The 21,777-nt window shown below is 72.1% G+C and carries 22 protein-coding genes; 7 read left to right on the top strand and 15 right to left on the bottom strand.

The genetic code is table 11. The annotated features are described in order from the left end of the window. Together ABZ646_RS01140 and ABZ646_RS01145 are read left to right on the top strand one after the other, a co-directional pair. The coding region (locus ABZ646_RS01140; protein ID WP_360511647.1) for a GH1 family beta-glucosidase at window positions 1–1,330 on the top strand (1,330 nt) is incomplete at its 5' end. After that, window positions 1,327–2,592 carry an MFS transporter gene (locus tag ABZ646_RS01145; protein WP_360511649.1) on the top strand — a complete coding sequence of 422 codons (1,266 nt, stop codon included), beginning with the start codon at window positions 1,327–1,329 and terminating at the stop codon, window positions 2,590–2,592. The genes ABZ646_RS01140 and ABZ646_RS01145, both read left to right, overlap by 4 nt. A 16-nt stretch (window positions 2,593–2,608) precedes the next feature. On the opposite strand, the gene era is transcribed toward ABZ646_RS01145, so the two are convergent. Beyond that, window positions 2,609–3,577, bottom strand: a complete 969-nt coding sequence (gene era, locus ABZ646_RS01150) for a GTPase Era (protein ID WP_360511651.1) — start codon at window positions 3,575–3,577, stop codon at window positions 2,609–2,611. Window positions 3,578–3,708: 131 nt separating this feature from the next. Here era and ABZ646_RS01155 point away from each other — a divergent pair, with 131 nt between their 5' ends. Together ABZ646_RS01155 and ABZ646_RS01160 are read left to right on the top strand one after the other, a co-directional pair. Beyond that, entirely contained in the window at window positions 3,709–5,031 is a 1,323-nt protein-coding gene (locus tag ABZ646_RS01155; RefSeq protein WP_360511653.1) for an ammonium transporter, read from the top strand. Then, window positions 5,028–5,366 carry a P-II family nitrogen regulator gene (locus ABZ646_RS01160; protein ID WP_046729838.1) on the top strand — a complete coding sequence of 113 codons (339 nt, stop codon included), beginning with the start codon at window positions 5,028–5,030 and terminating at the stop codon, window positions 5,364–5,366. The genes ABZ646_RS01155 and ABZ646_RS01160 overlap by 4 nt, the downstream gene beginning before the upstream one ends. Here the strand turns inward: ABZ646_RS01160 and ABZ646_RS01165 are convergent. The 8 genes from ABZ646_RS01165 to ABZ646_RS01200 form a co-directional block, all read right to left on the bottom strand. Further along, window positions 5,260–6,330 (bottom strand): DUF916 domain-containing protein, encoded by a 1,071-nt coding sequence (locus ABZ646_RS01165; RefSeq protein ID WP_360511655.1) that lies wholly within the window; start codon window positions 6,328–6,330, stop codon window positions 5,260–5,262. The two genes, ABZ646_RS01160 and ABZ646_RS01165, sit on opposite strands and share 107 nt — an antisense overlap. Window positions 6,331–6,428: 98 nt before the next feature. Next, on the bottom strand, window positions 6,429–7,763 hold the full coding sequence (locus tag ABZ646_RS01170; protein WP_360511657.1) for a beta-xylosidase: 1,335 nt from the start codon (window positions 7,761–7,763) through the stop codon (window positions 6,429–6,431). Between the two features lie 154 nt (window positions 7,764–7,917). After that, a complete protein-coding gene (locus ABZ646_RS01175) occupies window positions 7,918–8,385 on the bottom strand; it encodes a hypothetical protein (RefSeq protein WP_360511659.1) in 468 nt (155 codons plus the stop codon). Between the two features lie 425 nt (window positions 8,386–8,810). Next, window positions 8,811–9,161, bottom strand: coding sequence for a cytidine deaminase (locus tag ABZ646_RS01180; protein WP_360511661.1), 351 nt, complete (start codon window positions 9,159–9,161; stop codon window positions 8,811–8,813). 64 nt (window positions 9,162–9,225) lie between these two features. Further along, window positions 9,226–9,585, bottom strand: a complete 360-nt coding sequence (locus ABZ646_RS01185) for an MmcQ/YjbR family DNA-binding protein (protein ID WP_360511663.1) — start codon at window positions 9,583–9,585, stop codon at window positions 9,226–9,228. Further along, window positions 9,582–10,886, bottom strand: coding sequence for a hemolysin family protein (locus tag ABZ646_RS01190; RefSeq protein WP_360511665.1), 1,305 nt, complete (start codon window positions 10,884–10,886; stop codon window positions 9,582–9,584). Before ABZ646_RS01190 ends, ABZ646_RS01185 begins: the two co-directional genes overlap by 4 nt. Before the next feature lie 22 nt (window positions 10,887–10,908). Beyond that, window positions 10,909–11,406, bottom strand: coding sequence for an rRNA maturation RNase YbeY (gene ybeY, locus ABZ646_RS01195; protein ID WP_132886709.1), 498 nt, complete (start codon window positions 11,404–11,406; stop codon window positions 10,909–10,911). Between the two features lie 14 nt (window positions 11,407–11,420). After that, window positions 11,421–12,488 (bottom strand): PhoH family protein, encoded by a 1,068-nt coding sequence (locus tag ABZ646_RS01200; RefSeq protein WP_360511667.1) that lies wholly within the window; start codon window positions 12,486–12,488, stop codon window positions 11,421–11,423. A gap of 306 nt (window positions 12,489–12,794) precedes the next feature. Here ABZ646_RS01200 and ABZ646_RS01205 point away from each other — a divergent pair, with 306 nt between their 5' ends. Then, entirely contained in the window at window positions 12,795–13,487 is a 693-nt protein-coding gene (locus ABZ646_RS01205) for an FAD binding domain-containing protein (protein WP_360511669.1), read from the top strand. Window positions 13,488–13,569: 82 nt separating this feature from the next. Here the strand turns inward: ABZ646_RS01205 and ABZ646_RS01210 are convergent, their stop codons facing one another. From ABZ646_RS01210 to ABZ646_RS01220, 3 genes are all read right to left on the bottom strand, one after another. After that, on the bottom strand, window positions 13,570–14,649 hold the full coding sequence (locus ABZ646_RS01210) for a PfkB family carbohydrate kinase (RefSeq protein ID WP_360511729.1): 1,080 nt from the start codon (window positions 14,647–14,649) through the stop codon (window positions 13,570–13,572). 203 nt (window positions 14,650–14,852) lie between these two features. Next, window positions 14,853–16,142, bottom strand: coding sequence for a glucarate dehydratase family protein (locus ABZ646_RS01215; protein ID WP_360511671.1), 1,290 nt, complete (start codon window positions 16,140–16,142; stop codon window positions 14,853–14,855). Next, window positions 16,139–17,080: a 5-dehydro-4-deoxyglucarate dehydratase gene (locus tag ABZ646_RS01220; protein WP_360511673.1), complete on the bottom strand. Its 942-nt coding sequence runs from the start codon at window positions 17,078–17,080 to the stop codon at window positions 16,139–16,141. Before ABZ646_RS01220 ends, ABZ646_RS01215 begins: the two co-directional genes overlap by 4 nt. A gap of 109 nt (window positions 17,081–17,189) precedes the next feature. Here ABZ646_RS01220 and ABZ646_RS01225 point away from each other — a divergent pair, with 109 nt between their 5' ends. Both ABZ646_RS01225 and ABZ646_RS01230 read left to right on the top strand, forming a co-directional pair. Continuing rightward, on the top strand, window positions 17,190–17,966 hold the full coding sequence (locus ABZ646_RS01225) for an IclR family transcriptional regulator (RefSeq protein WP_360511675.1): 777 nt from the start codon (window positions 17,190–17,192) through the stop codon (window positions 17,964–17,966). Between the two features lie 262 nt (window positions 17,967–18,228). Beyond that, on the top strand, window positions 18,229–19,410 hold the full coding sequence (locus tag ABZ646_RS01230) for an MFS transporter (RefSeq protein ID WP_360511677.1): 1,182 nt from the start codon (window positions 18,229–18,231) through the stop codon (window positions 19,408–19,410). Here ABZ646_RS01230 and ABZ646_RS01235 read toward each other — a convergent pair. Genes ABZ646_RS01235 through ABZ646_RS01245 form a run of 3 tightly spaced genes read right to left on the bottom strand, consistent with a single transcriptional unit; the run spans window position 19,407 to window position 21,685 of the window. Beyond that, on the bottom strand, window positions 19,407–20,399 hold the full coding sequence (locus tag ABZ646_RS01235; RefSeq protein ID WP_360511679.1) for an adenosine deaminase: 993 nt from the start codon (window positions 20,397–20,399) through the stop codon (window positions 19,407–19,409). The two genes, ABZ646_RS01230 and ABZ646_RS01235, sit on opposite strands and share 4 nt — an antisense overlap. A gap of 20 nt (window positions 20,400–20,419) precedes the next feature. Then, window positions 20,420–21,325 (bottom strand): ribonuclease Z, encoded by a 906-nt coding sequence (locus tag ABZ646_RS01240; RefSeq protein WP_360511681.1) that lies wholly within the window; start codon window positions 21,323–21,325, stop codon window positions 20,420–20,422. Between the two features lie 6 nt (window positions 21,326–21,331). Further along, on the bottom strand, window positions 21,332–21,685 hold the full coding sequence (locus ABZ646_RS01245; protein ID WP_360511683.1) for a histidine triad nucleotide-binding protein: 354 nt from the start codon (window positions 21,683–21,685) through the stop codon (window positions 21,332–21,334). Window positions 21,686–21,777 lie beyond the last annotated feature (92 nt).

Here is a 21,777-nt window from a genome sequence, read left to right on the forward strand (position 1 = left end):
GAATGGAGCGGCCCGTCCGCACCCCCCTCTCCCCCGTTTCCCCGACGGCTTCCTCTGGGGTGTCTCGACCTCGGCCCATCAGATCGAGGGCGCGGCCGACAAACGCGAGCAGTCCGTGTGGGACGTCTTCGAGGCGGAACCGGGCCGCGTCAAGGACGGCTCCACGGCGGCGGTGGCCTGCGACCACCTGCGCCGGTACCCCGAGGACGTGGCGCTGCTGGCCGGCCTCGGCGTGGACGCGTACCGCTTCTCGGTCTCCTGGCCGAGGGTGCGCTCGACGGGCGGACTCGACTTCTACGACCGGCTCGTCGACGAACTGTGCGCGGCGGGCGTACGGCCGGTCCCCACCCTCTTCCACTGGGACCTGCCGACCGCCCTCCAGGAGAAGGGCGGCTGGCTGGAACGGGACACCGCCGCCCGCTTCGCCGACCACGTCTCGACGGTCGCGGACCGGCTGGGCGACCGGGTGCACAAGTGGATCACCCTCAACGAACCCGCCGAACACACGCTGTTCGGCCACGCGCTCGGCGCCCACGCCCCCGGCAAGCAGCTGATGTTCGACGCGCTCCCGGCCGCCCACCACCAGCTCCTCGCCCACGGCCTGGCCGTGCGGGCGCTGCGCGCGGCCGGCGCGAGCGACGTCGGCATCGCCAACTCGCACGGCCCGACCTGGCCCGCCTCGCAGGAACAGCCGGACCTGGAGGCGGCCGCCTTCTACGACCTCCTCCTCAACCGCCTGTTCGCCGAGCCGGTCCTGCTCGGCGCGTACCCGGACGGGATGGGCGACCTGATGCCCGGCGACGTCGCGGCCGACCTGAAGGTGATCGCCGAACCGCTGGACTGGTACGGCGTCAACTACTACGCCCCCACGAAGGTCGGCGCCCCGCAGGGTGCCGAGATCGAGTTCGGCGGTCTCACCCTGCCCGCCGAACTCCCCTTCTCCGTGCAGGACATCGAGGGCGTACCGGTGACGGACTTCGGCTGGCCGGTCGTCCCGGAGGGCCTCACCGAACTCCTCACCGGCTTCCGTGACCGCTACGGCGACCGGCTCCCGCCGGTCGTCATCACCGAGAACGGCTGCTCGTACGAGGGTCTCGACGACCGGGACCGCATCGCCTACCTCGACGGGCACATCCGCGCCCTGCACCGGGCCGTCGAGGCAGGGGTGGACGTGCGCGGCTACTTCGTCTGGTCGCTCCTCGACAACTTCGAGTGGGCGGAGGGGTACGAGCGCCGCTTCGGCCTGGTCCACGTCGACTACGCGACCCAGACGCGGACGCCGAAGTCGTCGTACGGCTGGTTCCGGGACGCGCTGCGGGCGCAGAGATGACGACGACCCGCGACCCGGCCGGGGAGCCCGCCGCCCTGGCGGAGCCGTCCGCCCGGGTCGGCCGGGGCTGGACCTGGGCGCTGTGCCTCGCCAACGGGGCGATCTGGGTGGGCTGGTACGGCCCCCTGCAGATCCTGCTGGCCTCCCAGGCGAAGGACTTCGCGCCCGGCTCCGGGATGTCCAAGGAGACGATGCTGGCCTGGGTGACGGGCGCCGGCGCCGCGGTCTCCCTGCTGGCGAACCCCTTGTTCGGGGCGCTGTCGGACCGGACGACGTCCCGGTGGGGCCGCCGTACGCCGTGGATCGTCGCCGGTACGGCGGGCGGGGCGCTGTCCCTCCTGCTGCTCGCGGGCGCCCGCGGCATGGGGACGATGACGCTGGGCTGGTGCCTGGTCCAGCTGACGCTGAACGCGTCGTTCGCGGCGGTGACGGCCGCGGTGCCGGACCGGGTGCCGCGGCTCCAGCGGGGCTCGGTGGGCGGCTGGCTGGGGGCCGCGCAGATCCTCGGCGTGGTCGGCGGCACCGGGCTGGCGACGGCCGCCGGGGGCGTCGGGGCGGGCTACGTGGCGTGCGCGGTGTTCACCGCGGTGGGCGTACTGCCGTACGTGCTGCGCCATCCGGATCTGCGGCTGCGGCCCGCGGACCGGCCGCCCTGGTCCTGGCGGGGCTTCCTGGCGGGGTTCTGGCTGAGTCCGCGCCGCCATCCGGACCTGGGGTGGGCGTGGCTGACCCGTTTCCTGATCAACCTGAGCAACGCGCTGGTGCTGCTGTACCTCCTGTACTACCTGCGGGACCGGCTCCACCACCACGACCCCGAGCAGGGGGTGCTGGTCCTGACGGCGGTGAACGGGCTGACGCTGATGGCGACGGTGGTGGTCGGCGGGGTCTGGTCGGACCGGGTGGGGCGGCGCAAGCCGTTCGTGGTCTGGTCCGGGATGCTGATGGCGGCGGCGACCGCGCTGCTGGCGGTGTGGCAGACCTGGCCGGGCGCGATCGTCGCCGCCGCACTGCTCGGCATCGGCTTCGGCGTGTTCACCTCGGTGGACTTCGCGCTGATGACGGACGTCCTGCCGAAGGCCCTGGACCGGGGCAAGGACCTCGGCGTCATCAACGTCGCCAACGCCCTGCCCCAGGTGGCGGCGCCCGTCCTCGCCGCACCGATCGTGACGTACCTGGGCGGCTACCGGATGCTGTACCTGGTGTCGGCGGTGATCGGCCTGGCGGGAGCGGGGCTGGTCGGGCGGATAAGAGGAGTGGACTAGCCGGGCGCGCCGGGTGTCAGAACCCGAGGCGCCGCAGCTGCTTCGGGTCGCGCTGCCAGTCCTTGGCGACCTTCACGTGGAGGTCGAGGAAGACCGGCGTGCCGAGCAGCGCCTCGATCTGCTTGCGGCTCTTGATGCCGACCTCCTTCAGTCGCTTGCCCTTGGGGCCGATGATGATGCCCTTCTGGCTGGGGCGCTCGATGAACAGGTTGGCGTGGATGTCCAGGAGGGGCTTGTCGGCGGGGCGGTCCTCGCGCGGGAGCATCTCCTCGACGACGACGGCGATGGAGTGCGGGAGTTCGTCGCGGACGCCTTCGAGGGCGGCCTCGCGGATCAGCTCCGCGATCATGACCTGTTCCGGCTCGTCGGTGAGGTCGCCCTCGGGGTAGAGGGCGGGCCCCTCGGGGAGGAGCGGGACGAGCAGGTCGGCCAGCAGCCCCACCTGCTTGTCGCCGACCGCCGAGACGGGGACGATCTCCGCCCACTCGAAGCCCAGCTCCTTGCCGAGCTGGTCGATCGCGATCAGCTGCTCGGCGAGGGTCTTGGAGTCGACGAGGTCGGTCTTGGTGACGACGGCGACCTTGGGGGTCTTCCTGATCCCCGCGAGTTCCTTGGCGATGAACCGGTCACCGGGGCCGAGCTTCTCGTTCGCCGGCAGGCAGAAGCCGATCACGTCGACCTCGGCCCAGGTGGTGCGGACCACGTCGTTCAGCCGCTCGCCGAGCAGCGTGCGCGGCTTGTGCAGGCCAGGGGTGTCCACGAGGATCAGCTGGGCGTCCTCCCGGTGCACGATCCCCCGTACCGTGTGCCGCGTGGTCTGCGGCTGGTTCGCGGTGATCGCCACCTTCTGCCCGACCAGAGCGTTCGTGAGGGTGGACTTGCCCGCGTTGGGGCGCCCGACGAAACAGGCGAAGCCCGCCCGGTGGACGGCCTCCGACGATTCCGACGGCTCGGTTGACTGGCTGCGAACGCTCATGCCCCCCATTCTCCCTGATCCACGACACCCCACCGCACCGGTGAGTTTTCGGTAACCCCGACGCAACGAAACGTCACGGAAACACAGCCGTACGCGACCGGAAACGGGGACCGGTGACCCTCTGACGAGCCCCCACGACGTTGGAGACGCCCGTGTACCTCGCCGCCGCGCATGCCGACACCGGTGACACCGCCTGGCTGCTCGCCGCCACTGCCCTGGTCCTGCTGATGACGCCCGGCCTGGCCCTGTTCTACGGCGGTATGGTCCGCACCAAGAGCGTCCTCAACATGCTGATGATGAGCTTCGTGTCGATCGCGCTGGTCACGGTGGTGTGGCTGGCGGGCGGCTACTCGCTGGCCTTCGGGGACGACGCCTGGGCGGGTCTGGTCGGCGGCCTGGAGCACGCGGGCATGAGCGGTCTCGGACCGGACAGCGTCCAGGGCAGCGTCCCCACCCTGCTCTTCGCGACCTTCCAGCTCACCTTCGCCATCGTCACGGCCGCGCTGGTCAGCGGCGCGGTCGCGGACCGGGCGAAGTTCGGGGCATGGCTGGTGTTCGTGCCGGTGTGGACGGTGCTCGTATACGTTCCGGTCGCGCACTGGGTGTGGGGTCCGGCTGGCTGGATCCTGCACGACCTGGGCGCCCTGGACTTCGCCGGCGGGCTGCCCGTGGAGATCACCTCGGGCGCCTCCGGCCTCGCGCTGTGCCTGGTCCTCGGCCCGCGGCTCGGGTTCAAGAAGGACGCGATGCGCCCGCACAACCTGCCGATGGTGATCCTGGGCGCCGGTCTGCTCTGGTTCGGCTGGTTCGGCTTCAACGCGGGCAGCGCGCTCGGCGCCAACGGTCTCGCCGCCGCCGTCTTCCTCAACACCATGGCGGCAGGCTGCACGGGCCTGCTGGGCTGGCTGTTCGTGGAGCAGAAGCGCGACGGCCACCCCACCACCCTGGGCGCGGCCTCCGGCGCGGTCGCCGGCCTGGTCGCGATCACCCCGTCCTGCGGTTCGGTCTCCCTGCTCGGCGCGCTCGCCGTCGGCCTCGCCGCGGGCGTGGTCTGCTCGTACGCCGTCTCCTGGAAGTTCAAGCTGGACTACGACGACTCGCTCGACGTGGTCGGCGTGCACCTGGTCGGCGGAGTCATCGGCACCCTCCTCATCGGCCTGTTCGCCGAGAAGGCCATGACCGGCGGCACCGAGGGTCTCCTGTACGGCGGCGGGCTCGCCCAGCTCGGCAGGCAGGCGGTGGCGGTCGCGGCCGTCGCGGCGTACGCCTTCACCATGACGTACGGCATCGGCAAGCTGCTCGACAGGGTGATGGGCTTCCGGGCCAGCGAGGAGCAGGAGCACACCGGTCTCGACCTTACGGTGCACGCCGAGACGGCTTACGATCACGGGGTCCTGGGCCATGGCGCCCCGGTCGCGCACTCCGTCCTCCCCACCGCCCAGAAGGTCAAGACCCAGCCATGAAGCTCATCACCGCGATCGTCAAGCCCTACCGCCTCGACGCGGTGAAGACCGCGCTCCAGGAGCTCGGGGTGCACGGCCTGACCGTGACCGAGGCCAGCGGGTACGGCCGGCAGCGCGGCCACACCGAGGTGTACCGCGGCGCCGAGTACCGGGTCGACCTGGTGCCCAAGGTCCGCATCGAGGTGGTCGTCGAGGACGCCGACGCCGAGCCGGTCATCGAGGCGGTGGTCAGGGCCGCGCAGACGGGGAAGATCGGGGACGGGAAGGTGTGGGCACTGCCGGTGGAGACGGTCGTACGGGTCCGGACGGGCGAACGCGGCCCCGACGCGCTCTGAGATACCGGGCCGGCGACGGCAGGCCGCGGCCCCGGCGCAGCCGGGCGAACAGCGCCCCGCCCGCCACCCCGGCGACGAAGACCAGCGCCAGCACCAGCCACGGCAGGGCGAGGAACGAGGCGCTCGCCGACTCACTGGTGCCGGTCGCGCTGGCCGTCAGCGTCACATCGCCCCGGTCGAGCTGGGGTGCGTCCCGCCAGCGTGCGGTGAGCCGGACCTGTTCCCCCGGCAGCAGTTCGGAGGGGATCCCGGTGAGGGTGCGGCTGAGCAGCGTACGGCCGAACAGCCCCTGCGCGCGCAGCCGTACCCGCGGGTTCAGGGTGATGTTCCCGGTGTTGTGCAGGGTGTACGTGATGGTGGCGGTGCTGTCGCCGAGGCCGGGGACGAGCGGCTGGTGATGGCTGATGTGCACGTTCTCGACGGCGACGGCGGGCAGCGTCGGGCCGCTCACCCGCAGGTAGACCCGGGCACCGACGGCCCGCTGCACGCCGAGCGCCAGGGCGCCCGCGCCCGGGTCGACGTGCTCGTCCAGGGCCACGATCGCCCCCGGATGGTCACCGGGCTCGGCCCCCTGCGGCACCCGCAGCGTGAAGGGAACCGTCACCGTCCGGTGCGGGGGCACGGTGACCCGCGGCTTGGAGAGCTTCGCCCAGGCCCCCACCCCCCGCATCTTCTCCGCCACCGTCCGGACGGCGAAGCCACCGTCCCGCGCGGTGTTGTAGGCGTCGGCCGCGTACAGCCGGAAGGTCAGCGGCCTGCCGGTCTTGTTGGCGACGGCCACCTTGTCGGTGAGGGTCTGCCCCGGGTCGAGGGAGAGGTAGAAGTACGGCCGCGCGGCGATCTTCGAGGCGACCGGGTAGACGGACCAGCTGCCGTTGTCGGCGGCGCGCGCGGGAGACGCCGTGAGGAGGGCGCCGAGGAGCAGGCTCAGGAGGAGGACATACGGCTGGGCGCGACGACGCATGGGTGCGGACCCCCGGTCGGAAGCGGTCGGAGAGGGCTGTGCACGGTCGTGTGGTGGCCGGCCGTGTGCACGTCCGGCCACCACGGGGTGGAGTCGGCTCAGGTGAGCGTCAGGGTGAGGACTCCGGAGTACGACCCCGGAGGCGTGAACGCCGGTACGTCCAGGGAGAGTCCGGCGTCGACCGTGAACTGTCCGCCGGTGAGGGTGCCGTCCGGGGTCGACGCGAGGGTCGCTCCGGAGCTGCCGACGGTGCCCGCCGAACCGGCCGCGCAGGTGCTGGGGCTGCCCGCCTTGGTCGCGCAGGCGGGCGTCCAGCTGAGCCTGCCCGCGTCGATCTTGGCGCCGGGACCGGTGAAGTCGGTGACCTTGCCGGTGAGCGACCAGCCGGCCGGCCCGCCGCGGAAGTCCTTGACGGTGACGGTCTGCAGCGCGCCCGTGGACGCCCCGCCCTGACCGAAGTCGACCGCCGACAGCGCGACGGAGTCCCCGGCCTGGGACATGGACAGCGTCCCCGCCTTGACGGTGGTGGTCAGCTTCTGGCTGCCGGGCGGCACCGGGGTGGTGTCGTTCACGACGTAGGCGGCCGGTCCGGCCCCCAGGGCGTCGCTCCACGCACTGCCCTCGTACGCCACGATCCCGGTCGTCGTCCTGTCGTTGACGACGAGGGGAGCGCTGAAGCTGCCGTCGCTGCCCGCGGTGGCGGTCGCCGTGTCCGCGGTCTGGCTGGAGCCGGACCGCCCGGCGAGCGTCACGGTGGCGCCCGGGGTGAAGTTCTGCCCGCTGACGGTCACGCTGTCACCGGGGTTCCCGGAGGCCGAACCAAGGCTGATGGCACGGTTGTTGACCGGGGTCGAGGAGGTCGCCGTGACGGTCTCCGACACCGGGGCGGGCGGGTTGGTGACCGTGCACGGGGTGTCCAGCTCCAGGATGTAGCTGGTGTGGATGTTGTAGTCACCGGGCGAGAGCGTGATGGCACCCGGCGAGGTCACGGTGAACGTGCCGGTCATCGAGAACGACGGGAAGGTCCCGTAGCCCGGCACCGGGTCGTTCTTCTTCGGCCCGGTCACCGTCACGTCACCCGTCTGCGCGCCGCCCAGGGTCACCTTCCCGGTCGGCGTCATGATGTCGGCCGGCAGGGCGAGGGCGGTGGGGTTGTTGGCGGCGGGCGTGACCACGGTGTAGGTCACGGTGACCGTGTCGCCGACCTTCGGGGCGGTGTTGTCCACCGAGATGTTCGCGGTGGTGGTGCCGTCGATCGGCGGGAGGCCCGCGACGGCGGGCGGGATGCAGTGCGTGGCGAAGTCGACGTTCGTGCCGGCGGCACCGGCCGGACAGGCCAGCGCGCCGCCCGTCGTGACCGCCAGGGCGGTCGCCCCGAACAGTGAGATCCAGCGCCACCGTCGGGATCTTCGTGATCCTGGGGGTGAACCCATCTTTGCCCCCTCCTGAGGGTTGCGGGCGCAGCGGCTCCTCTGCGCCGACAGGGGGCCATTGATGAGGAGGGCGCGTGAGAAGTCAATGGAGATGCCGCAGAAAGCTGACGGTTCATCAGCTTCTGCGGCATCCGGAACGAACCCGTCAGCGGGCTCAGAAGACGAACGGCCCGGGTGACTGGGCCGCGCTCGACGTACAGGTGACGGTCACGCCGAAGATGACCATCTTCAGCGAGCCCTTGTAGAAGTCCAGGCTGTCACCGGCGGCCACGGTGCCGGGGAGCGGGCCGACGGTGACCGGGGAGCCGGCGGCCATGGCCGGGTTCACGGTGCCGCTGAAGACCCGGTTGGCGCCGGTGGAGTTGGACATCGTGAGCGTGGAGGCGATGGAGTTCGCCGACAGGGCGAGCGGGGTGGTGATCGCGCTGGAGGTGAGCGTGAGGGTGGCCGCGGTGCCGGTCTGGGTCGCGGTGAGGGTGGCCGTTCCGCCGCCGAAGATGCCGCAGCTGGCGGTGACGGTGGCGGTGGTCGGGGTGACGGCGGCGGCCGAGGGCGCGAAGGCCAGTGCCGTGGCGGCGAGTGCTCCCGCCGCGAGTGCCGCACCTGTGGTGATTCGCTTCATGGGGCAGTGCTCCCTTCCCGTTGCACGGTGCATGGGAATGCCATGTGGGGATGGTGACGCCCCCGATTCGGGTGGATGCGGGCACACCGCGGGAGGTCCTGTCCGACGCCCCGCCCGGATCTGACGGTCCGTCGGAACGTACGGTCCCCATTGATGCCCCGGAGCCAGGACCCGACAAGGTTGAATTCCGGCCGACCTTTGTCGGGGCGCGGCCGAAGGGGGTCGGGGCGCCGACGCGAAGGGGTGGTTGCGGCGGTGGGGCGGCTGCGGGTGGGCGGGGGCTGGTCGCGCAGTTCCTCCCCCGGCCCCGCCCGGCCCGGCCCGGCCTCACCCACCCGAGTCAACGAAGTCCCGCCCCTCCCCGGACGGAGTCAGCCGAGACCTCGCTGCTCGACGGACCGAGTCGGTGTGCGGATGAGCGAAGATCAGGCGAGGACAGTGACCCGCACCGACCCGTCGGCCCCCGCCAGCAGCACCGGCGTCCCCGCACCCCCGAGATCCCGCACCGCCGCCAGGTCCTCCGCGCCGACCTCCGCGCCCCCCGAGACGACCGCCGCCGCCTCCAGCGACTCGGCCCCCGACGCCACCGCCATCGCCACCGCCGTCCGCAGCGCACTCAGCTTCAGCGAGGGCAGCTCCACGGTCCCCGCCACGTACGTACGGCCCGTGGAGTCCCGTACCGCCGCCCCCTCGGGCACCCCGTTGCGGGCCCGGGCCGAGCGGGCCAGAGTGACGATCTTGCGGTCCTCGGGGTCAAGCGCGTTGCTCTCGGTCATGCCCCGAGCATACGAACCCCACGCTTGACCCGGTCAACCCGGACCGCCCCGGACCGACCCGGTCTCACGGCCGGTCGAGACGCAGCCGCTCGGCCCTCGGCAGCCCGGCCACGACAAGGTCGTACGAGTCCTCGATCAGCTCTCGCACCAGCCGGTCGGGGAGGCCGCCGTCCACGGTCACGGTGTTCCAGTGCCGTTTGTTCATGTGGTAGCCGGGAGTGATCAGTCCCTCGTGGTCGGCGCGCAGCCGTACCGCGTCCTCGGGGTCGCACTTGAGGTTGACCTTGAGGGGCTTCGCGTCGATCCAGCTCAGCGCGAACATCTTCCCGAGCACCTTGAACACGGAGATGTCCGGGTTGAAGGGGAAGTCCTCCTCGGCCGCGTTGAAGGACAGACAGTGGGCGCGCAGCTGGTCCGGGGTCACTCGGTACCGTCCCCCTCCGAGGCGTCGGCCGCCGGCACCGGCTCCACCAGCACCGTCACGATCTTGTTCCGGCGGCCGGCGGCCGACTCGGCGGTCAGCGCCAGCTTGCGTCCGTCGGGGAGTTCGACCTGGGCGGAGGCACCGGCGATGGGGACCCGGCCGAGCGCCTTGGCGAGCAGCCCGCCGACGGTCTCCACGTCCTCGTCGTCGTACTCGTCGAGGCCGTACAGCTCGCCGAGGTCGGTGATGTCGAGGCGGGCGGTGACCCGGTGGCGGTCGTCGCCGAGGGCGGTGACGGGCGGGAGCTCACGGTCGTACTCGTCGGTGATCTCGCCGACGATCTCCTCCAGGATGTCCTCGATGGTGACGATCCCGGCCGTGCCGCCGTACTCGTCGATGACGACGGCGACGTGGTTGCGTTCCTTCTGCATCTCGCGCAGCAGGTCACCGGCGTTCTTGGTGTCGGGGACGAAGAACGCGGGCCGCATCGCGGTGGAGACCAGGTCGGACTCGGCGTCCCGGCTGATGTGCGTCTTGCGGACCAGGTCCTTCAGGTACACGATCCCGACGATGTCGTCCTCGCTCTCCCCGGTGACCGGAATCCGCGAGAAACCGGACCTGAGGGCGAGGGTGAGGGCCTGCCGGATCGTCTTGTACCGCTCGATGACGACGAGGTCGGTGCGCGGCACCATGACCTCCCGCACCAGAGTGTCCCCGAGCTCGAAGACCGAGTGCACCATCCGGCGCTCCTCGTCCTCGATCAGCGACTCCTTCTCGGCGAGGTCGACCAGCGCCCGCAGTTCTGCCTCGGAGGCGAACGGGCCGCGCCGGAACCCCTTGCCGGGGGTGAGCGCGTTGCCGAGGAGGATGAGGAGATACGGAATCGGGCCCATGATCCTGGCCAGCGGCAGCAGCACGTACGCGGCGGCCGTGGCCGTGTTCAGCGGGTGCTGGCGGCCGATGGTGCGCGGCGAGACGCCGACGGCGACGTACGACACCAGGACCATCACGCCGATCGCGGCGAGCAGCGCCTGCCAGGTGGCGGGGATCTCCTGGAGGCAGGCGTAGGTGACCAGGGCCGCCGCCGCCATCTCGCAGGCGACCCGGACCAGCAGGGCCACGTTGAGATAGCGGGTGGGGTCGGCGGCGACCTGGGCGAGCCTGGCGCTGCCGCGCCGCCCGGACTTCACCGCCTCCTCGGCGCGGAAGCTGGAGACACGGGCGATGCCGGCCTCCGCGCAGGCGGCCAGCCAGGCGACGACGACCAGCGCGATCGCTCCGAGGACGATCTGCGGACTCATACGGATACGACCCGGCCCCCGGTCAGGAGACGGTCGGCGCCGGGGACGGGCCGGTCAGGCCCTGCTCCGCGCGCCAGCCGTCCACGATGGCCGCCTGCAGACCGAACATCTCGGCCTTCTCGTCGGGCTCCTCGTGGTCGTAGCCCAGCAGGTGCAGCACCCCGTGGACGGTGAGCAGCTGGAGCTCCTCGTCCATGGAGTGCTGGGTCTCGGCCTCGGCCCCCTGCTTGGCGGCGACCTCCGGGCACAGCACGATGTCGCCGAGCAGCCCCTGCGGCGGCTCGTCGTCGTCCTTCGACGGCGGCCGCAGCTCGTCCATCGGGAACGACATCACGTCGGTCGGACCCGGCAGGTCCATCCACTGGATGTGCAGCTGCTCCATGGCGTCGGCGTCCACGACGATCACCGAGAGCTCGGAGAGCGGGTGGATGCGCATCCGTGCGAGTGCGTAGCGGGCGATGTCGAGGATCGCCTGCTCGTCGACCTCGGTTCCGGACTCGTTGTTGACGTCGATCGACATGGCGCGGTGCTTGTCTACTTCCCCTTGTGCCCGGACTTCGAGCGGCCGCCCTGCTGCGCGCCGTTCTCCGTGCCGTGCTTGCTGTCGTACTTCTCGTACGCGTCGACGATACGGCCCACCAGCTTGTGCCGTACGACATCGTGGGACGTGAGGCGGGAGAAGTGCACGTCGTCCAGCCCCTCCAGGATGTCCTGCACCTGGCGCAGACCGGACTTGGTGCCGTTCGGCAGGTCGACCTGGGTGACGTCACCCGTGATCACGATCTTCGAATCGAAGCCGAGCCGGGTCAGGAACATCTTCATCTGCTCCGGCGAGGTGTTCTGGGCCTCGTCGAGAATGATGAAGGCGTCGTTGAGGGTGCGTCCGCGCATGTAGGCGAGCGGCGCCACCTCGATGGTCCCGGCCGCCATCAGGCGCGGGATCGAGTCCGGGTCGAGCATGTCGTGCAGCGCGTCGTACAGCGGGCGCAGGTAGGGGTCGATCTTCTCGTAGAGCGTGCCCGGCAGGAAGCCGAGCCGCTCCCCCGCCTCCACCGCGGGCCGGGTCAGGATGATGCGGTTGACCTGCTTGGACTGCAGGGCCTGCACCGCCTTCGCCATGGCCAGGTACGTCTTGCCGGTACCGGCGGGGCCGATGCCGAAGACGATCGTGTGCTTGTCGATCGCGTCGACGTACCGCTTCTGGTTGAGGGTCTTGGGGCGGATGGTGCGGCCGCGCGAGGACAGGATGTTCTGGGTCAGAACCTGGGCCGGGGTCTCCTCCGCGCCCTCCCCGTTCTCACTCGCCCGCAGCATGGCGATCGAGCGTTCCACTGCGTCCTCCGTCATCGGCTGCCCGGTGCGGAGCACCAGCATCATCTCGTCGAACAGGCGCTGGACGAGAGCGACTTCGTGCGCCTCGCCGACCGCGCTGATCTCATTGCCCCGGACGTGTATGTCGGCCGCCGGGAAGGCCTTCTCGATCACGCGCAGGAGGGAGTCGCCGGATCCCAGCAGGGTGACCATCGGGTGCTGGGCGGGAACCTCGAACTGAGCTCGGGCCTGCTGCTGCGCGGGAGTGTGAGCTGTGGGTGTCTGAGTCATGGGCCGGCGCTTAAGGCCTGCGGTTCCTCCTCATCACGGCCGCGTAGCTGAGGGCGGCCTCGCGTTATCAAGCCTACGACGCGGGACTGACAACGCCGTAGGCCTTTTCACCGGGAAGGGCGCCCCCGTTGCCGCGGTGAGCCCTGTATGCGCTCCGGTGGGCCGGGGCAGAATCCGAACGGTCGTCCGTATGTCCTTACAGAGTCCTTCGGTATTCGCCGGTTGTTCTTCCACGTCCTTCCACGTCCTTCCACGTCCTTCAGCGTTCTTCAGCATTCTTCAGCGTTCTTCAGAAAGCAGGGAGCCGTGCAGCTGCGACTGCCCACGTCGGTGTCCGAGGCCCGGGAGTGCCTGGCGGAGGGGGCGACACCCGTCGGCGGTGCCACCCTCGTGTGGGCCGCGTGGCAGCGGGACGGCTTCCCGGAACAGGCGGTGTCCCTGCGGAAGGTGCCGGAGGCGACGGCGGTCGGGGACGGGGTGCTGGGCGGCGCGGTGCTGCTGGGCCAGGTGGACGACCGGGTGCCGGAGGTGCTGCGGCTGGCGGCGAAGGGCGTCGGTACGGGGGCGGTGCGCCGGGCGGCGACGGTGGGCGGGAACATCGCCGGGTCCAGCCTGCGGGACCTGCTGCCGGCGGCGATGGTGCTGGACGCGCGGGCCGACGTGCTCACCGCGGACGGGGTGTACGAGGTGGAGCTGGCGGAGGTGGTGGCCAAGTCGCCGGTGCTGCTGGCGCTGCGCTGGCGGGAGCCGGTGCGGGGCGCCTACGTCAAGGTCGCCGACCCGGCGGGGGGAGAGGTTCCGACGATTGTCGCCGCGGGGGTGGACGCGGAGGGGGTGCTGCGGGTCGCGGTGCGGGAGGGGTACGTGGTGAGCGGGGGGAGTGCGGGGGCCGCCGGCGGGGGCGGGGTGGAGGAACTGTTCGCCGGGGAGCTGTCCGGGGTTTCGGAGGGGGTTCGGGAGCTGGTGCGCGAGCAGGTGGCGAGGGTGCGGGGAGAGTAGGCAGGGGCGGTGCGGTCGTCACTCGGCGGGTACCCCCAGCGCCCCTGAGGGGCGCGCTGCCCAGTCGAACTTTCGCCCCCACTCACCCCGTCCCGCCGAACCCGATCGTCGGTACCGCTCTGCGCAGGGGCCAGGGCCTCACCTGGTCCTCGTCCGGTACCAGGCTCTCCAGGAACGCGTAGCGTCGCAGCGCCGCCGGGTCCTGGCCCGCCACCGACTGGACCTCGCGCCACCACGCCCCGATCTCCGACCAGCCCGGCGCGGACAGGGAGCCGCCGAACTCCTGGACGGACAGCGCCGCCGTGAGCCCCGCGAAGGCGAGGCGGTCGGCGAGGGGCCAGTTCGCGAGCGTGCCGGTGACGAACCCGGCGACGAAGACGTCCCCCGCGCCCGTCGGGTCGAGGGCCTCCACCGCGATGGCGGGGACCTCGGCGGACTCGCCGGTACGGCCGTCGACCGCGTACGCCCCCTCCCCGCCGAGGGTGACGACCGCGAGGGGCACGTGCTCGGCGAGGGCGTGCGCGGCGGCGCGGGGGCAGTCGGCGCCGGTGTACCGCCTGGCCTCCTCCGCGTTCGGCAGGAACGCCTCGCAGTACTCCAGGTCGGCGAGGTTGGCCAGGTCCCACGCCCCGGTGTCGTCCCAGCCGACGTCACCGAAGATCAGGGTGCCCTCGGCGGCGGCGCGGGCGATCCACGGGTTGCGTTTGCCGGGTGTGAGGGAGGCCACCGCGGCGCGCGCGTGCGCGGGGTGGCCGGGCGCGTTCTGCTGGCGGAACAGGGTGTCGGCGGGCGGTTCGTGCCCGTGCGAGACCATGGTCCGCTCCCCCTCGTACGCCATGGAGACGGTCACCGGCGAGTGCCAGCCGGGCACGGTGCGGGACGGGGAGAGGTCGATGCCCTCGCCCCGCGCGAGCGTGTCCCAGCAGTACTCGCCGTAGTGGTCGTCGCCGAAGGCCGCCGCGAGGGAGGTTCTCAGGCCGAGACGGGCGAGGGCGGTGGCCATGTTGGCGATGCCGCCGGGGCTGGAGCCCATGCCCCGGGCCCAGGACTCGGTGCCCCGGACGGGGGCGGAGCCGAGGCCGGTGAAGATGATGTCGAGGAAGACGGTGCCGGTGAGGTAGACGTCCCAGGGCGGGTCGCCGGGCGCGCGCAGGCCGGCCAGCGGGTCGACCTGTGCGGCGCAGTGCGGTGTCGTTGCTGCCCTGTCGTCGTCGAGGTATTCCGGTTCCTCTCCGGCGAACGCGTTGGACGCGGTCACGGTGCGCTCCCTGACGTGGTGCGGATCCGGCCAGTGTGCACCATGTCACGGGAGCGGCGGCCGCTCGCGTCGTACGACCGCCCGAACGGGCACCCCGGGCCCGGTCGCTACCAGCGGGGTACGGCCGGTGTCGTCCAGCCCGGTTCGGCCACCCGCATCGCCGCCGCGTCGTCGCGGTCGCGGAGCGTCCCGTCGTCGTCGAGCCAGCGCCGGTGCAGCCGTCGTACCTTCTCGTGGTCGAGTTCGACGCCCAGGCCGGGGGCGTCGGAGACGGTGACCCGGCCGGCGTCGAAGGTGAGGCGTTCGGTGAGGACGTCCTCGGTCTGCCAGGGGTAGTGGGAGTCGCAGGCGTGGTGGAGGTCGGGGACGGTCGCGGCCACGTGGGTCATCGCGGCGAGGCTGATCCCGAGGTGGGTGTTGGAGTGCATGGAGACGCCGACGCCGAAGGTCCGGCAGACCGCGGCGAGTTCCCGGGTGTTGCGCAGCCCGCCCCAGTAGTGGTGGTCGGAGAGGACGACCTGGACGGCGCCCTTGGTGAACGCCTCCTGGACCTCCCCGAACGTGGTCACGCACATGTTGGTGGCGAGCGGGACGTCCGTGCCGGCGGCCACCTCGGCCATCGCCGGGGTGCCGAGCGCCGGGTCCTCCAGGTACTCGAGGACGTCGCCGAGTTCCTTCGCGACCTTCAGCGAGGTCTCCACCGACCAGGCGCCGTTGGGGTCGAGGCGCAGCGGGTGGCCGGGGAACGCCTCGGCGAGCGCCCGTACGGCGGCGATCTCCTCGTCGGGCGGGAAGACCCCGCCCTTGAGCTTGAAGGAGGTGAAGCCGTAGCGCTCGGTGAAGCGGCGGGCCTGTGCCACGACCCCGGCCGGGTCGAGCGCGGCGCCCCAGTCGTCGGTCTCGGCCGGTACCCCCGCGGGATGCGCGGCCCACTTGTAGAACAGGTACGCGCTGTACTCGACCGAGTCCCGCACCTTGCCGCCGAGCAGCGCGTGCACGGGCAGTCCGAGCGTCTTGCCGAGGGCGTCCAGGCAGGCCACCTCGAAGCCGGAGACCACGGACAGCCGCAGTTTGTCGGCGGTCTGCACGCCGCGCAGCCCGCCGACGTCGACCTGCCCGGAGACCCGGGCCGCGTCCACGGCGACCTCGTCGGCGACGGTGAACAGCCCGTTCAGGTCACTGACCTGCCGCCCGCGCAGCCGTTCGGCGAACGGCCGGGCCAGTTCGAGGTACTTGGTGTCGCCGTAGGTCTCGCCGACGCCGACCGCCCCGTCGGCGGTCTCCACCTCCACGATCAGCCGGGGCGTGTACGGCTGGTGGACGCCCTGCGTGTTCAGCAGCGGCGGGTCGGCGACCAGGATCGGCGTCAGGCGGACGTCGGTGATCGTGAGGTTCACAGGGAGGCTCCTACGAGGTCGAGTCCGGTGGTCAGCAGCGCCCCGAGGTCGGCGAGGTCGGCGGGCGAGGGGTCGGTGAGCGGGGCGCGCACGGGTCCCACCGGGCGGCCGCGCAGCCGGGCCGCCGCCTTGACGAGGGACACGGCGTACCCGGGGACGCGGTCGCGGAGTTCGACGAGCGGCACGTAGAAGTCGCGCAGCAGCTTGTCGACCGCGCCGTGGTCGCCGCCGCGCAGGGCGGCGAAGAACGCGTCGGCGATCTCCGGGGCGAAGGCGTGCACGGCGGAGGAGTAGGCGGGGACGCCGACGGTGGCGTAGGCGCGGGCCTGGATCTCGGCGGTGGCGGCGCCGTTGAAGAAGAGGAAGCCGTCCGGGGCGGCGAGGGTGAGCCGCTGGAGCCGGTCGAGGTCGCTGTGCCCGTCCTTGAGCCCGACGACGCCGGGGATGCGGGCGATCCGCGTCAACGAGGCGGCCGTGTAGGCGACCTGACCGCGCTGGTAGGCGATGAGCGGGAGGGTCGTCCGGGCCGCGAGCTGCTCCAGCTGCGCGACCAGTCCGTCCTGCGGGGCGGCGACGAGGTAGTGCGGCAGCACGAGCAGGGCGTCGGCGCCCGCCTCCTCGGCGATGCGCGCGAACCGGGCGGCCTGCGCCCAGCCGTACCCCACGCCCGCGACCACCGGTACCCGGCCGCCGGCCTCCTCGACCGCCACGGCCACGACCTGCCGGTACTCGTCCTCGGCCAGGGAGAAGAACTCGCCGGTGCCGCAGGCCGGGAAGAGGGCCCCGGGCCCGGCGGCCAGCTGACCGGCGACGTACGTCCTGAATCCCTCGATGTCGAGGGACCCGTCGGGGTGGAAGGAGGTGAGCGGGAACGACAGCACCCCGCCCGCCATCCCGTCCCGCAGCCTGCGCACCACGCTCTCCGGCTGTCCGCCCATCGAAACCGTCTCCCCACCTGGATGCCATCTACGTATGAAGACAGAGACTAGATATGCGAACGCACCCTCGTCAACGGCACCCGCACCCCCGCCCCCGTACGATCTGCACATGTCCGAGACAGCTGGCGTCCGCGAGGTGAAGTCCGCGGCGCGCACGGTGGAGCTGCTGGAGCTGCTGGCGGCCCGCGCCGACCGCCCGGCCCGCCTCCAGGAACTCGCGGACGAACTCGGCGTCCCGCGCAGCTCGATGTACGCCCTGCTGCAGACGCTGATCGCCCGCGGCTGGGTCCGCACCGACGCCACCGGCTCCCTCTACGGCATCGGCATCCGCACCCTGCTGACCGGCACCAGCTACCTGGACTCCGACCCGCGCGTCCGCCTCGTGCGCCCCTACCTCGACGAGGCGTCCGAGGCGCTCGGCGAGACGATCCACCTGGGCCGCCTGGACGGCGCGAACGTGGCCTATCTGGCGACCCGGGAGTCCCACGAATACCTGCGCACGATCAGCAGGGTGGGCCGCCACCTCCCGGCCCACGCGGGCGCCCTGGGCAAGGCCCTCCTCGCGGAACGCCCCGACGGCGAGCTCCCCGACGGCCCGTACGAGCCGCTGACCCCCAACACCCGCACGACCCGCGCCGACCTCGCCGCCGACCTGGCCCAGGTCCGCGCCCGCGGCTACTCGGTCGACCGCGAGGAGGGCGTCACCGGCATCGCCGGCTTCGGCTTCGCCCTCCGCTACGACACCCCCGCCCAGGACGCCATCAGCTGCTCGGTACCGGTGGCCCGCCTGACACCGGAACACGAGGCCCGCATCGTCGAGGTGATGCAGGAGACCCGCACCAGGATCGAGTCGGCGACAACAGGCGGCACAGTCGACTGGCGTTAGCAGCAAGCGCCCCGCCAGGGGCGCGAGGAACTGCGCGAGCAACCACAACCGGGCCGCACCCGCCGACGCACCGCTCCCCCACGGCGCGCGGCGCGCCTACCCCCGGCTCCACCTCCGAAACCGAACATGACCCACATCACACCCCCCGCGCTTCTTCGATCCCCCGTCGCTTGATACAAATTGCCCGCGCGTTCCTGTCCCTCGACGGCCTGCGCCCAACCCCCTTTCTCCACCGCTCCTTTCGCATGCCCTGGGAACGCCCGTGTCCGCCCCCCGCACCACCCCCTGGCCCCTCGTCGCCCTTTTCACGGCCGGGTACCTCGCCCCGTACCTCCTGCCGACCACCGTCGGCAGACTCGACTCCGGGCTCCCCCTCACCCCCACCGAGGCCGGCGCCATCGGCAGCGCCCTGCTGCTGAGTTCCGCGGCGGCCGGCTTCCTGCTCGCCTCCCGCGTGGACCGCTTCGGCCCCCGCACGCTCGCCCGCCTCGGCCTGCTCCTCGCCGCCCTCGGCTACGGCGGCGCGGCCCTCACCGCGCACATCCCGGCGGTCGTGGCCGGCGCGGTCGTCGGCGGCTTCGGCTCCGGCACGGTCACCGCGGTCGCCGCCACCAACATCGCCGCACAGCGCGACCCGCACCGCGTCACCACCCTCGGCCTGCTCGGCGTCTCCGCCCTCGCCGGCGCCGTCTACCTGACGGTCCCGCACCTCGGCCCGGGCCACGCGCAGCCCCTCGCCGCGATCGCGCTCACCGCGCTCGCGGTCTGGCCGCTCACCGCGCGGCTGACCCCCCGTACCGCCGGGACCGTCGCCGTCACCGCCGGCCCACGGCTGCCGCACCTGCGCTCGGGCCTGCTGCTGGCCGCCGCGATGCCCTGCTGGTCGGCCGCGCAGAACTCGCTGTGGGGCGTGAGCGGCCGGATCGGCCTGACCCAGGCGCACCTCGGCGAGGTGACCGTCGGCGCGGTGTTCGCCGTGGCGCTCGGCGCCGGCCTGCTGGGCGTGGTCGGCGCGGGCGTGCTCGGCCCGCGGCTCGGCCAGGCCCTGCCGATCGGGCTCGGCACGGTGCTGATCGCGGGCTGCATCGCGGTCAGCGCGTCCGCCACCGACCTGACGACGTTCGCGGCCGGCGAGATCGCCTGGAACCTGCTCTACCCGGTCGTCCTGTCGTACGTCATCGGCCTGGCCGCCGCCCTGGATTCGCGGGGCCGCTGGGCGGTGCTGGTCGGGTCGGCGTCGTCGCTGGGCACCGCCGTCGGCCCGATGACCGGCAGCCTGCTGGCGGCCCGGGCGGGTTTCCCGGCGATGGGGACGGTCCTGGCGGTGGGCCTGCTGGCGGTCGCGGTACCGCTGACGGCGGTGGCGCTGCGCCGCAGGACCACCACCGTCGCGGCACACCCCGCGCTCAGCGACGAGACGGTACGGCTGGACGTGGCCGCCTAACCGAACTCGTAGGCCGCCACCTCGGCGAGGTAGCGGGCCCGCAGTTCCTCGTCGTCCTCCAGGAAGGACGCGAGGAAGGAGTTGCGGGCCAGTTCCCGCATCTGCTCCCGGGACAGGCCCAGGGTGTCGCGCACGGCGTGGTAGTTGTCGGCGACGTACCCGCCGAAGTACGCCGGGTCGTCGGAGTTGACCGTGCACAGCAGCCCGGCCTCGATCATGGCCGGAAGCGGATGGTCGGCGAGCACGTCGACCGCGCGCAGCCGGACGTTCGACAGCGGGCACAGCGTCAGCGGGATCCGCTCCCGCACCAGCCGCTCCACCAGTTCCGGGTCCTCCATGCAGCGCAGCCCGTGGTCGACACGCTCCACGCCGAGCAGGTCCAGCGCCTCGGTGATGTACTCCGGCGGCCCCTCCTCACCGGCGTGGGCCACGCGCCGCAGCCCGAGTCCGGCGGCGGCCTCGTACACCTCGCGGAACTTGACCGGCGGATGCCCGACCTCGGCCGAGTCCAGCCCGATACCGGTGATCCGGTCCAGGTACGGCTTCGCGGCCTCCAGCGTGGCCATCGCCGACTCGGCGGAATCGTCGCGCAGGAAGCACATGATGAGGCGGGTGGAGATCCCGTGGCTGTGGACACTCCGGCCGAGCGCCCGCCACAGGCCCTCCACGACCGTGCCCATGGACACCCCCCGGGCGAGGTGCGCCTGCGGGTCGAAGAAGATCTCCGCGTGCCGCACGCCCTGCGCGGCGGCCCGCGAGAGGTACGCGTCGGCGAGGTCGTCGAAGTCCTGCTCGGTGCGCAGGACGGCCATCAGCTCGTAGTACAGGTTCAGGAAGGACTGCAGGTCCTCGAACTGGTACGCCTTGCGCAGCGCTTCGGTGTCCGGGTACGGCAGCTCGACGCCGTTGCGCGCGGCCAGCATGAACGCCAGCTCGGGCTCCAGGGTGCCTTCGATGTGGAGGTGCAGTTCTGCTTTCGGGAGGGGCATCCGAGCATCGTACGGCCGTTTCACCTGCGCTTCGGGACCGGCACTCGGAGCAGGTCGTGCGCGACGGTCAGCTCGCCGTCGAAGCCGGCGGCCCGCGCCTGCCGTCCGAACTCCTCGGGGTCGGCGTAGCGCTGGCTGAAGTGGGTCAGGACCAGGTGCCGTACGCCGGCGTCGCGGGCGACGGCCGCCGCCTGTCCGGCCGTCAGGTGGCCGTGTTCCGCGGCGAGTGGGGCGTCCTCGTCGAGGAAGGTCGACTCGATGACGAGCAGGTCGCAGCCCTCGGCGAGGGCGGGTACGCCGTCGCAGAGCCGGGTGTCCATGACGAACGCGAACCGCTGGCCGCGCCGCACCTCGCTGACCTGGTCGATCGTGACGTCCCCGAGGACGCCCTCGCGCTGGAGCCGGCCCACGTCGGGGCCGGTGATGCCGTGCGCGGCGAGCCGTTCGGGCAGCATGCGCAGGCCGTCGGGCTCGGTGAGCCGGTAGCCGTAGGACTCGACGGGGTGGGAGAGGCGGCGGGCCTCGAGCCGGTACGAACCGGTGACCGCGAGGTCGCCGTCCGCCTCGACCGGGGCCTCGGTGACGCCGACCGTCTCGCGGTAGGCGGTGGCGTACCGCAGCCGGTCGAAGAAGCGCTGCCCCGAGCGCGGGTAGTGCGCGGTGACCGGGTGCGGGACCCTGTCGAGGTTGATGCGCTGGATGACCCCGGCGAGGCCGAGGGAGTGGTCGCCGTGGAAGTGGGTGACGCAGATCCGGTTCAGGTCGTGGGCGGCGACCCCGGCGCGCAGCATCTGCCGCTGGGTGCCCTCGCCGGGGTCGAAGAGGATGCCCTCGCCGTCCCAGCGCAGCAGGTAGCCGTTGTGGTTGCGGTGCCGGGTGGGCACCTGGCTGGCCGTGCCGAGGACCACCAGTTCACGTACGGACACGGTGACCTATCCGGGCGGCCACTGCAGGCCGCGGCCGCCGATGACGTGGGCGTGGGTGTGCCAGACGGTCTGGCCGGCGCCAGTGCCGGTGTTGAAGACGACGCGGTAGCTGTCCAGCTTCTCGTCGTCGGCGACCGCCTGGGCCTCGCGCAGTATGTCGGCGGCGATCGTGGGTTCGCCTGCGGCGAGTTCGGCCGCGTTCTTGTAGTGGACCTTGGGGATCACCAGGACGTGGGTGGGGGCCTGCGGGTTGATGTCCCGGAAGGCGACGGTGGTGTCAGTCTCCCGGACGATCGTCGCGGGGACGTGACCTGCGACGATCTTGCAGAAGAGGCAGTCGTCCTGGGGTTCCCCTGGCATGTTTTCTCCTCACCGGTGATCAGCTTCGGGGGCATCGTAGTCGGTTCGGCTGCGGACCGGTGGGGGCTTGTCGCGCCCCGCGGCGGAGCCGC

Origin of the sequence: Streptomyces sp. NPDC007162, from assembly GCF_040634175.1 — a bacterium.
In the GTDB taxonomy this organism is placed as follows: Bacteria; Actinomycetota; Actinomycetes; order Streptomycetales; family Streptomycetaceae; genus Streptomyces.

Bases quoted from the DNA above. Each gene is read 5' to 3' on its own strand.
- ABZ646_RS01145 (WP_360511649.1), top strand. From the start codon at position 1,327: ATGACGACGACCCGCGACCCGGCCGGGGAGCCCGCCGCCCTGGCGGAG.
- ABZ646_RS01165 (WP_360511655.1), bottom strand. From the start codon at position 6,330: ATGCGTCGTCGCGCCCAGCCGTATGTCCTCCTCCTGAGCCTGCTCCTC.
- era (WP_360511651.1), bottom strand. From the start codon at position 3,577: ATGGGGGGCATGAGCGTTCGCAGCCAGTCAACCGAGCCGTCGGAATCG.
- ABZ646_RS01220 (WP_360511673.1), bottom strand. From the start codon at position 17,080: ATGGGCGGACAGCCGGAGAGCGTGGTGCGCAGGCTGCGGGACGGGATG.
- ABZ646_RS01175 (WP_360511659.1), bottom strand. From the start codon at position 8,385: ATGAAGCGAATCACCACAGGTGCGGCACTCGCGGCGGGAGCACTCGCC.
- ABZ646_RS01180 (WP_360511661.1), bottom strand. From the start codon at position 9,161: ATGACCGAGAGCAACGCGCTTGACCCCGAGGACCGCAAGATCGTCACT.
- ABZ646_RS01200 (WP_360511667.1), bottom strand. From the start codon at position 12,488: ATGACTCAGACACCCACAGCTCACACTCCCGCGCAGCAGCAGGCCCGA.
- ABZ646_RS01245 (WP_360511683.1), bottom strand. From the start codon at position 21,685: ATGCCAGGGGAACCCCAGGACGACTGCCTCTTCTGCAAGATCGTCGCA.
- ABZ646_RS01170 (WP_360511657.1), bottom strand. From the start codon at position 7,763: ATGGGTTCACCCCCAGGATCACGAAGATCCCGACGGTGGCGCTGGATC.
- ABZ646_RS01235 (WP_360511679.1), bottom strand. From the start codon at position 20,399: ATGCCCCTCCCGAAAGCAGAACTGCACCTCCACATCGAAGGCACCCTG.
- ybeY (WP_132886709.1), bottom strand. From the start codon at position 11,406: ATGTCGATCGACGTCAACAACGAGTCCGGAACCGAGGTCGACGAGCAG.
- ABZ646_RS01225 (WP_360511675.1), top strand. From the start codon at position 17,190: ATGTCCGAGACAGCTGGCGTCCGCGAGGTGAAGTCCGCGGCGCGCACG.
- ABZ646_RS01160 (WP_046729838.1), top strand. From the start codon at position 5,028: ATGAAGCTCATCACCGCGATCGTCAAGCCCTACCGCCTCGACGCGGTG.
- ABZ646_RS01190 (WP_360511665.1), bottom strand. From the start codon at position 10,886: ATGAGTCCGCAGATCGTCCTCGGAGCGATCGCGCTGGTCGTCGTCGCC.